Source organism: Polaromonas sp., assembly GCF_013817205.1.
In the GTDB taxonomy this organism is placed as follows: domain Bacteria; phylum Pseudomonadota; class Gammaproteobacteria; order Burkholderiales; family Burkholderiaceae_C; genus Polaromonas.
Genome location: NZ_JACDDD010000023.1, coordinates 36,280 through 47,345, shown reverse-complemented (window position 1 = coordinate 47,345; position 11,066 = coordinate 36,280). Strand labels below are relative to the sequence as shown.

Annotated in this window: 7 protein-coding genes and 1 pseudogene; 7 read left to right on the top strand and 1 reads right to left on the bottom strand. The window is 62.1% G+C overall.

Annotated features, from left to right (window positions below):
• Positions 1 to 211: 211 nt before the first annotated feature.
• Together H0W47_RS07590 and nth are read left to right on the top strand one after the other, a co-directional pair.
• Positions 212 to 1,527: pseudogene (locus tag H0W47_RS07590) on the top strand (type II toxin-antitoxin system HipA family toxin).
• Positions 1,524 to 2,165, top strand: a complete 642-nt coding sequence (gene nth / locus H0W47_RS07585; RefSeq protein WP_296922589.1) for an endonuclease III — start codon at positions 1,524 to 1,526, stop codon at positions 2,163 to 2,165. Before H0W47_RS07590 ends, nth begins: the two are co-directional and overlap by 4 nt.
• 152 nt (positions 2,166 to 2,317) lie before the next feature.
• On the opposite strand, the gene H0W47_RS07580 is transcribed toward nth, so the two are convergent.
• Positions 2,318 to 4,639, bottom strand: a complete 2,322-nt coding sequence (locus tag H0W47_RS07580; RefSeq protein ID WP_296922587.1) for an ATP-dependent DNA helicase — start codon at positions 4,637 to 4,639, stop codon at positions 2,318 to 2,320.
• 775 nt (positions 4,640 to 5,414) lie between these two features.
• Here H0W47_RS07580 and H0W47_RS07575 point away from each other — a divergent pair.
• From H0W47_RS07575 to H0W47_RS07555, 5 genes are read left to right on the top strand one after another with little or no spacing between them, the layout of a single operon-like run.
• Positions 5,415 to 7,016, top strand: coding sequence for a protein kinase (locus H0W47_RS07575; protein WP_296922586.1), 1,602 nt, complete (start codon positions 5,415 to 5,417; stop codon positions 7,014 to 7,016).
• Positions 7,017 to 7,018: 2 nt separating this feature from the next.
• On the top strand, positions 7,019 to 7,801 hold the full coding sequence (locus H0W47_RS07570; protein WP_296922585.1) for a serine/threonine-protein kinase: 783 nt from the start codon (positions 7,019 to 7,021) through the stop codon (positions 7,799 to 7,801).
• Entirely contained in the window at positions 7,798 to 8,667 is an 870-nt protein-coding gene (locus H0W47_RS07565; RefSeq protein WP_296922584.1) for a response regulator, read from the top strand. Before H0W47_RS07570 ends, H0W47_RS07565 begins: the two co-directional genes overlap by 4 nt.
• On the top strand, positions 8,667 to 9,029 hold the full coding sequence (locus tag H0W47_RS07560; protein WP_296922583.1) for a response regulator: 363 nt from the start codon (positions 8,667 to 8,669) through the stop codon (positions 9,027 to 9,029). Before H0W47_RS07565 ends, H0W47_RS07560 begins: the two co-directional genes overlap by 1 nt.
• A 15-nt stretch (positions 9,030 to 9,044) precedes the next feature.
• The gene (locus tag H0W47_RS07555) at positions 9,045 to 11,048 is read left to right on the top strand and encodes a chemotaxis protein CheA (protein ID WP_296922582.1); all 2,004 of its coding nucleotides are present in this window, start codon (positions 9,045 to 9,047) and stop codon (positions 11,046 to 11,048) included.
• The last annotated feature ends 18 nt before the right edge of the window (positions 11,049 to 11,066 follow it).

The following is an 11,066-nucleotide window of genomic DNA, read 5'->3' as shown; positions in this document are numbered from 1 at the left end:
ATATACCTCCGGCAGAAGCTGAGGCAAACTACTACCGGCAACTCGCCAGTCAAGCCTCCACGGTGGAGGCATGACTTAAACCAAACAGCCTCCATGAAACCCGGGGCGATTCAGACAGACTGATGATTGACGAGCCGCCCAAATATAAAGTGTCTGAGCCAGGGCCCACGTGGTGACGCCGCGCCGCCCGCGGACCAAGCCGCAAGACAGCATGCTGGCTGTGTGGACCAACGGAGAGCGCGTTGGCACCTGGTCCGTCATCGACGGAGAGCACCGGTTCCAGTACGCCGAAAGCTGGCCTGCGTCACCCGCGGGGCGGCCGCTGTCGCTGTCGCTGCCCCTGACGCCCGACAACGTGCCGCACCGCGGAAATGTGGTTCTTTTTTTTTTGACAATCTGCTGCCAGACAGCGACACCATCCGCCGGCGCCTGCGGGATAAATTCACCACCGGAAGCACCGACACCTTTGCCCTGCTTGCCGCCATAGGCCGCGATTGCGTGGGCGCTGTGCAGCTGTTGCCGCTGGGCGAAGACCCCGCAGGTATTGACCGCATTGAATCCGAACCGCTGGACGAAGCTGGAGTCGAGCGCGCCATCAATTCGGCAGTGACGGGGGGACGCGTCATTGGCATGCTGGAGGCTGATGATTTTCGAATTTCGATCGCTGGCGCCCAGGAAAAAACCGCCCTGCTCTGGCATGCAGGTCAATGGAGGCGTCCGCTGGGTTCTACGCCCACCACACACATCTTCAAGCTCCCGCTCGACCTTGTGGGCAACATGCGGGCGGACATGAGCGACTCTGTAGAAAACGAATGGCTGTGTGCCCGCCTCCTTGCGGCACTCGGTATGCCCGTGGCCAAATGTGAGCCGGCGGTTTTTGGCAAACGCAAGGTGCTGGTGGTTGAATGGTTCGACCGGGCGCTTCAGTCTCCGCCAACCGGCAAAGAGTGGCTGGCGCGCCTGCCGCAGGAAGATTTTTGCCAGACATTGGGCGTATCCGGGGAGCGCAAGTACGAGTCGGAAGGCGGCCCGGGCCTACGCGCAATTCTTCGCCAGCTTGAAATCAGCAGCCGTGCCAACGAAGACCGCCTGACCTTCGTCAAAGCGCAGCTCGCCTTCTGGCTGATGGCCGCCACAGACGGGCATGCCAAAAACTTCTCGATCTTTCTGGAGCGTGGCGGTGGCTTTCACATGACGCCACTGTATGACGTGCTGTCGGTCTGGCCCATCATGGGCAACGGCGATAACCAGCTCAGCCCGCGGCGCGCCAAACTAGCCATGGCCCTGCGTAGCAAAAACACGCACGACCACTTGCACGAGATTCGCACCCGCCACTGGCAAGAACTGGCGCTGCAAAGCGGCGTGCCTGACGCCTTTGACCACATGGTGGCGCTGGTGCTGCAGGTGCCTGACGCGCTGGAGCGGGTAGAGGCGGAGTTGCCACCCGGCTTTCCTTCGCGGGTGTTTACCCCCATACGCCGAGGCATGCTAGCCCAAGCTGAAAAAATTATTGCAGAGCTTCCATGAAAACCACCGACATTGCCCCGTTTTTTGCCACGCTGAAAGCCGCCAACCCCATGCCGGTGACCGAGCTGGAATACACCAGCGTGTTTGAGCTGCTGGCCGCCGTGCTGCTGAGCGCACAAGCCACCGACGTGAGTGTGAACAAGGCCACACGCAAGCTGTTTGCAGTGGCCAACACGCCGCAGAAGATTCTTGATCTTGGTATTGAGGGCCTGGAGGGCTACATCAAGACCATAGGCCTGTACCGCAGCAAGGCCAAACACCTGATGGAAACCTGCCGCATGCTGGTCGAGCAACACCACAGCGTGGTGCCGCACAGCCGCGAGGCGCTGGAGGCGCTGCCCGGCGTGGGCCGCAAGACCGCCAATGTGGTGCTTAACTCAGCCTTCGGCGAAGCCACCATGGCGGTGGACACCCACATCTTCCGCCTGGGCAACCGCACCGGCCTGGCACCGGGCAAAACGCCGCTGGAAGTTGAGCTGAAGCTGCTCAAACGCATCCCGCCCGAATACCTGGTGGACGCGCACCACTGGCTGATCCTGCATGGCCGTTATGTGTGTGTGGCGCGCAAGCCCATGTGCTGGCAATGCGCGGTGGCGCCGTATTGCGACTACACACCGAAGACGCCCGTGCCGGCATAACCAGCCCCCAGGCGCTATCGTATTTATAGCTGCTTGTGCTTATGGAGCAAGGGCTGGAAGGCGATCTCGCTCACAAGAAGCGCAACAAGAGCGCAGCAGCAACGCCGCATGGCGCGGCGAGGGGCCGACGAGTGACGGTGAATTTCATTGATTCAGCCTACAAGATCGATGGAGGGCCGCTTCACGGGCGCACAGGGCAGACGCGCCCGCAGCCGCTCCACTTTCCACCACCCGGGAAAAAGCTGCTGCACTTCAGGCGCCGCATACCTGTCATCGATCAGGTAGACCACGCCGCTGTCCGACTCGGTGCGTATCACCCGCCCCGCCGCCTGCACCACCTTCTGCAGCCCGGGGTACAGATAGGTGTAGTCGTAGCCGCGGCCGAAGCTGGTTTCCATGCGCGCTTTGATCTGCTCGTTGACCGGGTTGATCTGCGGCAGGCCCAGGGTGGCGATGAAGGCGCCGATCAGGCGTTTGCCAGGCAGGTCAATGCCTTCTGCAAATGCGCCGCCGAGCACGGCAAAACCGATGCCGCCGGATACCACCGTGAAGTGGTCGAGAAACGCCTTCTTCGCGCTTTCTTCCATGCCGCGCGACTGCGCCCAAACGGGTATCTCGGGATAACGCGCGCTGAACAGCGCCAGCACTTGCTGCAGATAGTCGAAACTGCTGACAAAACTCAGGTAGTTGCCGGGTGCCGTCCTGTACTGCGCGGCCATCAGCTCCACCATCGGCAGCAGTGAGTGGCCGCGATGGTGAAAACGCGTGGACACGTCATCCACCACCCGCACCGCCAGCTGCTCGGCTTTGAAGGGCGAGGCCACATCGATCCAGGCGGTGTCCTCCGGCAGGCCTAGCAGGTCGCTGTAGAAGTTGGCCGGGCTCAGCGTGGCCGAAAACAGCGCCGCCGAGCGCGCGGCGGCAAAGCGTGGCGCGAGGAATGGTGCGGGCACCACGTTGCGCAGGCACAGCAGTGCGCCGCCCTCGCCCAAGGTGATGTCGAACAATGAATGGGCGCCCAACAACTCGGCCATGCGCGAAAAGTGCAGCACCTCAAAGAAAAAGTCCTGCAAGGGAGCGGCTATACCTGAAGGGTGTTCGGCCAGGTGATCCAGGATGGCGCTGGCCGTCTGCTGCAATGCGCCCCGAAAATCCTGCGGCACCTCCTCATACACTTGGTAATCTTCTGTCTGGTCCCGGTGCAGCGCGCGCCAGCTCCGGCCCAGGCCGTCCAGCACCTTGCGGATCTCCGGAGGTGCCGCCTGCCGCGCCACCGCCAGTTGGGCGGGGGCCAGCTCGGCCGAATACATCTTGCGCGCACGCTCAACCAGGTTGTGCGCCTCGTCCACCAGCACGGCAACCCGCCACTGCCCCGCCTGGGCCTGGGCATGCAGCATGGCGTTGACGTCGAAGTAGTAGTTGTAGTCGCCCACCACCACGTCGCTCCAGTGCAGCAGGTCCTGGCTCAGGTAGTAGGGGCAGACCTTGTGCGCCAGCGCCACCTCGCGCAGGGTATTTTTGTCGAGCGGGCCTGGGCGGGCGGCGGCGACATCCACCGCTGCCTCGCGCGCTGCCGGCAGGCGATCATAAAAGCCCTGGGCCAGTGGGCAGGACTCGCCGTGGCAGGCCTTGTCCGGGTGTTCACAGGCCTTGCTGCGCGCCACCAGCTCCAGCACCCGCAGCGGCAAGCCCGGCGCAGTGGCCTTGATCAGCGCCAGCGCATCCAGCGCCAGTTGCCGGCCCGGTGTCTTGGCAGCGAGAAAAAACATCTTGTCAAGTTGCTGCGTCGGGCAGGCCCTGAGCAAAGGGAAAACCGTGCCAATGGTCTTGCCGATGCCGGTCGGCGCCTGCGCCATCAGGCAGCGGCCGCTGCTGGCCGCCTTGTAGACCGCCTCAGCCAGCTCGCGCTGGCCGGGCCGAAAAGCCGCGTGCGGAAACGGCAATGTCGCCAGCGCCTGGTTGCGCGCAGCGCGGTGCGCCAGCTCGCGGCGCGCCCATTCGAGAAAGCGCCCGCACTGGTCTTCAAAAAAAATGCGCAATTCGTCCGCGCTGTGTGACTCGACCAGCAGCGTCTCGTCCTGAGTGGTAACGTTGTAGTACACCAGCGCCAGCTTGATCTGCTGCAGGCCATCGCGGCTGCACAGCAGGTGGCCATAAACCTTGAGCTGGGCCCAGTGCAGATGCCGGTGGTTCTCGCGCATGGCGTCCAGGTTGCCGCGATAGGTCTTGACCTCTTCAAGCTGGCCAGTCTCGGCGTCGTAGCCATCGGCGCGGCCGCGCACCCGCAGGTCGCGGTAGTCGCCACTCAAGCTGACTTCGGTCTGGTAGTGCGGCGGTCGCCGCATCGCCACCATGCGGTGGCCGGCCATGCCTTCAATGGCCGATGGCGAGGGGGTGAAGCGCAAATCAAGGTCACCGTGCTTGGCGGTGAAGTCGCACAAAGCGCGCACGGCGACCACATACGCCTCAGCCATGTTGGTAAAAGCGCCCCTTTGGGGAATACTGCCTCCGGCGCTGAATAAATGGCAGGGCTTTCACTTACGGTATGGACTGGTTAAGGTCTGGATAAATACACAGTGCCTGTATTGTATTTCCGTCTGCAACATGTTGAAGGCGTTTTTGGCAGTCCCGTTCCTATGAACCTGGGCGACAGAAGGAAGGTCGGCTGCAATGCGCCGCGCCGGTCCATTTTTCGCTTCTACGCCTTCTGACGCCCGGACTCTTAGCTGTAACTCCGATTCCACTGCCTCTTTCCGGGAATCTTGAGCGTGCGCGAAAGCAACCATATCCTTGCATCGCCGTCTCCTGGCGATGATGTGATGCCGCGTCAATGGCTGGCCTATTTATCTCAAACAGGGTAAAAGAGCATTATCACGATGGGCGTTATTAAAGTGTGGATCTGCCGCATCGGTATAGCCTTGCATTGCCTGATCGTGAAGAATTACCGTAAGAACGGAAGGAAATCTGAAGCATCACGCTTATAGTATGTAACCGAACGTGTCTTTTCTTGCGATACGTTACCCAAATGCACCAAAAACTGTCAACCGTTAATGCACACAAGTTTCCAGTCTCAGAGCCGACCTCTGCCACTAGACAGTGTCGAGACTGGAAAGCGCCTCTTCGCAATCCTGACGGCGCGGAGAGCCTTTGGAGTGGGCCCTGCCTTCCCTGCGGTTTGCGCTTCGCTCCGCGCGCGCGTCAGTCACTTTCAGCTTGTTTAGCCATTTCCCGACCGCTCTACTAGCCGCCATGCATTTCGAGTCAATGCCCGAAGCCAATGAGCATTTCCCGCCGACCGAGGCCTCGCCCCTGGAGTTGCCCGGGCAGAGCGAGCCGGTCGCACCGCCTGCGGATATATCCACCTTCCTGTATGCACGTTTGCACAACTTCACAGCAACCTGTCAGACCATGGAGGGTACAGAACTTACCTCTTTCGTGAACGATGTCCGGCGCATCTTGTCGGCCGCCGTCCTGGAGTTGGGGGGCCAGATCGCACAGCGGCGGCCGGACTCAGTTTTATGCGCGTTCACGCACAAAACGCAAGACCGCATCCCGACGCACGCCAAGCGGGCGTTGCACGCTGCCATTCTCACGGTCCATGAATGTGTACAACTGTCGAGCCGCGTCGCAGCCCGGCCCCAGTCAGCCGGCCTTCCACCACTGTGCGTGGCCATCGGCGTGCACCTCGGCGCGGGTGAAGTCAAACCTCGCTCCACCAACAGCGAGGGTATGGTGCACGCCATGGGCGAGGCGGTGGAAATCGCACGCCTTCTGGAGGTTGCCGCTGCTGATTTGAACTGGAATCTCGCCACGTCGGGCCCTACCCGGCTGGCGGCCGGCACCCGCGTGGACGCTGGTCGCATCGGCACCCTGGGTCTACCGGACGATGGATTTCTGGACATCGTCGAGATCTCGGGCCTGGTGCCGCGCAGAGGTTCGGCCACTCCGCCCAGCCACTACGAGTCGCTGCGCGAGTCGCTTCGCCAGAACCAGCTGTTGGCCCGGGCTGCCGCCAAAGTCACGCAGCCATCCAGCTCTGCAGGGCAGCAATACGCCGGCCACCTGTTGATCGAAGGTTATCGCCTGTTGCGCAAGATAGGCGAAGGCGGTGTTGCGTCCGTATTCCTGGCCCAGCCAAGTCACGGACACGAACCTCAGGTGCTTAAGGTCCTGCGGCTTAACAGTGCGCAGGGCATGGCTGACCTGCAGCGATTCATGCAGGAATTTGCGTTGTTGGCGCAGATCGATCACCCGAATGTGGCGCGTATCTTCCGGCAGGACTTCTGTGTCGGCAATGCTTATATCGCCATGGAGTATTTCCCGCTGGGCGATCTGCGCAGTCGTATGCGCAGGGCCTTGGACCCGGGCGTGGCGTTGTATTACTTGCGGCAGATTGCCGCCGGGCTGGAAGTCATCCATCAAGTGGGTATCGTGCACCGCGACCTCAAACCCGACAACGTGATGATGCGCGACGACGGGATCGTCGCGATCGCGGACTTCGGCATCGCCAAGCAGGTCTCCATGGAGATCACAGATACCGGGGCCAACGAGATTGTCGGAACCCCTTACTACCTCAGCCCCGAGCAGGTCCTGGGCCGCAACGTCGACCAACGCTGCGACATTTACAGTCTGGGCGTGCTGGCCTTCGAGATGCTCACAGGCAAGAAGCCATACACCGCGGCCACGGCGCACGAGCTGCTGCAGCTTCATGTGGACGCGCCGGTGCCATTGCTGCCTTCGGCGCACCGCATGCTACAGCCAATACTGGAAAAGATGATGGCCAAGGACCCCGCCAAGCGCTACGAGTCAGTGGCCACGCTGTTGAATGCGCTCAACCAGGTGGGTCACTAAGCATGCACACCACATTCGCAAGCGCCCCGCCCGGCTACGAGCTCGATGCTGTGCTGGGGCGTGGGCGCCACGGGGTCGTCTACTTGGCGCACTCGCCGCAAACGGGCCGCAAAGTGGCCATCAAGCTGGCTTCCCGAGGTACAGGCGGCGGCGTCAGCCCCGGATTTGAACGCGAGTTCAAATTGCACAATCAGGCCATCCATCCGCATATCGTACAAGCCTTAGACCATGGTGCCACCTCGCAACAGGCCTTTCTGGCCATGGAGCTCATGGAGGGCGGGGATCTCAGCCAACTGCGTGGCCCGCTGCAACCGCCACGGGCGTTGGCGCTGCTGGCGCAGTCGGCGAGCGCACTGGCGCTGCTGCATCAGCAGGGTTGGGTACACCGGGACTTGAAACCGGCGAATCTGCTTCTGCGTGGGGATGGCAGCGTGGCCCTGTCCGATTTCGGCACAGCCTGCCCGCATGGCCAGCGCTATCCGCTCACGGCCGGCACCCTCATTGGCACACCGCGCTATGCGGCACCAGAACAGCAGGGCCCTGGCGCCGCCCAACCTACGGCCGATGTCTATAGCCTGGGCGTATTATTCTACGAATGGCTGGTAGGCAAGCCGCCCTACCCCGGAACGACGCTGACAGAGATCATCTGCCAACACATGTTTGCTCCAGTACCGCGCCTGCCGCGAATGCTGGAGAAATATCAACCTCTATTAAACCGGATGCTGTCCAAGAAACCAGAGCAGCGCTGGGCCCACGGCAAAGCCGTGTTGGAGCAACTATCGTGAGTGACAACGAACAATACCTGGTGGACGTGATCGGCTTCAACAGCGTGGAGCGATCCATGCTCGCCAGCATCTTCGCGCTGGCCGCCCGCCGAGATCCGGGGTTTGCGCAGTACGAACCGGGCGTTTCGACCCGCCCGCCGGGCATCTACCTTGTGGATGCTGACAAGCCCACTGCGCTCGGCGAATTCCGTTCACTGTTCAAGCGCGCGAGCCTGCCCACGGTGATGATAGGCAGCGGCCCGGCTGTGGAAGGCTTCCCCATGCTGCCGCGCCCGGTGCAGTGGGCTCGCCTGTTGCAAGCACTGGACAACCTCGTGGGTGGAGATGAGGACCAAACCGCCGCGCTTGGTCGCACACTTGACCCCGTGCCTGCCCTGCGTCGCACCTTGCCTGGCGCGCAGCTGGGTCGAACGCTCAGCCCTCGGGACAACCCAGACGAGGCGACAACCAAGCGCATGCTCGGCGACACGGTGCTGGTAGTTGACGACAATGCGACGGTGCGCATGTTTATGCAGGCCAAGTTGGCGCCTTTCGGATTCGAGGTGGACTTTGCCGAAACCGGCGAAGAGGCCATTGGACTCAGTGGCACGCGTGAATACACCTGTGTGTTCCTGGACGTGGTTCTGCCCGGCATTGACGGCTACCAAGTCTGCAAGCTGATCAAGTCCAACAAGCAAGCCATCAAGAAGACCTCCGTCGTCATGCTGACCAGCCGCAGCTCGCCGTTCGACAAGCTGCGCGGCTCGCTGGCCGGGTGCGACGAGTACCTGACCAAGCCGCTTGACGAAGACCACCTGCTGGAGGTGATCGCCAAGTTCCTTCCGAGCAGCCGCAAACACGAAGGGCGCTCCAAGCGTAAACAATGATGAACAAGTCAATCCTGGTGGTGGACGACACTCGCTCTATGCGCAAGATGGTGGCCGCGGTGCTGGCTGCCGCCGGCTATGACGTGGCGGAGGCGGGCGACGGCATAGAGGCGCTGGAAGCCGCCAACACCCGACGCTTCGACCTGGTTGTGACGGACCACAATATGCCCCGCATGGATGGGGTGACCTTGGTTCGCGAGCTGCGCCAGTTGGCCGAATATGACACTGTCGCGCTGATCGTGCTCTCCACAGAGGTCGACCCGGCACTCAAGCAAAAAGGCCGAGAAGCCGGCGCAACCGGCTGGATGGCCAAGCCCTTCGATCCGCAACGCATGCTCGACATCGTCGGGAAGTTCATCTGAAGACCCGGGAGCGCCATGAAAGAACCCGCCAGTGTCCTTGGAGACCCCAACACCTACCGCGCGATTTTTTTCGAGGAAACGCATGAGCACCTGACCAATGTTGAGGCGATCCTGCTCCGCCTGCAACCCGGCCAGCCTTGTCAGGAGGGGCTCAATGCCATATTCCGTGCCGTGCATTCCATCAAGGGCAGCGCCGCCATGCTGGGCTGCCACGACATGGCAGCGCTGGCTCATCTGCAGGAAAGCCTGCTGGATCTCTTGCGCAAGGATGAGCGGGCGCTGGAGGCCGCCGATGTGGAGGCCATGTTGAGGGCCGGCGACACCGTGCAAGCGCAAGCGCTGCGTCATCGCGGCGTGGCCCATGAAGCCCCCGACAGCGCGCCAGCCGAAGCGCTTCTGCGTGCGCAACTGGCCCGGCCGCGCAGCGATGCGACAACCCCTCAGCCGGGGCCAATGCTGCGCAGCTTCGCCGTGCGCCTGGGTCCCTTGGTTGAGCCGATCGCCCAAGCCGAGCTGGAAATGATGCTCGCCGGCCTGGCTGAGATGGGCTCTGTGACCCAAACCGAGGTTGACAATACAGCCGGCGGAGCGGTGGCATTCCAGGTGACGCTGGAAGGGACCGCGACCGATTTGACGGACGTGCTCTCACTGCTGGTGGCCCCGGAGCTGATCTCCATCGAGAAGGCCAAGACGATCCCGCCCGCCGACAACGGTGATGAGTTCTTCGTGGACCCGCAAGAGTTTCGCCAGCGGCGCGACGCGCTCCGGGCGGCTGCTGCGCCAGTGCCTCTCCGTGCCGCCGAGGAGACAGCTGAACTCGTCGGCCTGCAGACGCATGACGGAGGCATGATCCGCGTGTCTACCGAGAAGATTGACCTGCTGGTCAACCTGGTGGGGGAGTTGGTGATCACGGAGGCCATGCTTGCGCGGTCACTGCGCCCAAATGATGTCGCCGCGGCAGACCGCTTTACCGACAAGGGCCTGACGGACTTGTCGCGCCATACCCGCAACCTGCAGGAGGCGGTACTGGCCATCCGAATGCTACCGATATCGCATGTGTTCTCTCGTTTTGCCCGCTTGGTCCATGAGTTGTCAGCGCAGCTGGGCAAACAGGTTGAACTGCAGTTTGATGGCGAGGCCACTGAACTGGACCGCGGGTTGATCGAAAAAATCTCTGACCCGCTGACACACCTCGTGCGTAACGCAATCGACCATGGACTCGAAACGCCGCAAGCCCGACAGGCGGTCAGCAAGCCGGCGGCAGGACTTCTCAGGCTTCGTGCCAGCCAACGTGGAGGCAATGTGGTGATCGAGGTCAGCGACGATGGCCGGGGGCTGGACCGGCAACGTATCCTCGCTCAGGCGAAACGACAAGGTCTTGACGTGTCGCCGGACGCCTCCGACATGGAGGTCTGGCAGCTGGTATTCGAGGCTGGTTTCTCCACAGCCGAGGCTGTGACGGAGCTTTCCGGACGGGGTGTCGGGATGGACGTGGTGCGCCGCAACATCGAGGCACTGGGCGGAACCGCGGACATCTTCAGCGCGCAGGGTGTGGGAACGACCGTCACGGTAAGCGTCCCACTCACGCTGGCCATCGTCGAAGCGATGACGGTGGACGTGGGCGGTGAAACCTACGTCATCCCGCTGTCGGCAGTGGTCGAGTCGCTGAGCGTGGCGCCAACAGATTTTCATGCATTGCCCGGTGAACAGGAAACACTGCGCCTGCGCGGCGAGTACCTGCCCGTGTTGCACCTGGACAGGATATTTCCCTCAGGCCGGGAGCCCGCGAAAGCCAGTGGCATTGCGGTCATTGTGGAGGTGGACGGAAGCTACGCTGCGCTGATGGTCGATGCGCTGATAGGCCAGCAACAAGTTGTGGTCAAAAGTCTTGAAGCCAACTTTCGCAAGGTACCCGGTATCTCTGCCGCAACCGTAATGAGCGATGGCTCGGTGGCCTTGATCCTGGACGTGGTACATATCGCCCGCCTGTGTGGGCGCCGCGAAGCCATGCTGCTTTGAAAAGAGGATATGAAAACC

Bases quoted from the DNA above. Each gene is read 5' to 3' on its own strand.
- nth (WP_296922589.1), top strand. From the start codon at position 1,524: ATGAAAACCACCGACATTGCCCCGTTTTTTGCCACGCTGAAAGCCGCC.
- H0W47_RS07560 (WP_296922583.1), top strand. From the start codon at position 8,667: ATGAACAAGTCAATCCTGGTGGTGGACGACACTCGCTCTATGCGCAAG.
- H0W47_RS07570 (WP_296922585.1), top strand. From the start codon at position 7,019: ATGCACACCACATTCGCAAGCGCCCCGCCCGGCTACGAGCTCGATGCT.
- H0W47_RS07575 (WP_296922586.1), top strand. From the start codon at position 5,415: ATGCATTTCGAGTCAATGCCCGAAGCCAATGAGCATTTCCCGCCGACC.
- H0W47_RS07555 (WP_296922582.1), top strand. From the start codon at position 9,045: ATGAAAGAACCCGCCAGTGTCCTTGGAGACCCCAACACCTACCGCGCG.
- H0W47_RS07580 (WP_296922587.1), bottom strand. From the start codon at position 4,639: ATGGCTGAGGCGTATGTGGTCGCCGTGCGCGCTTTGTGCGACTTCACC.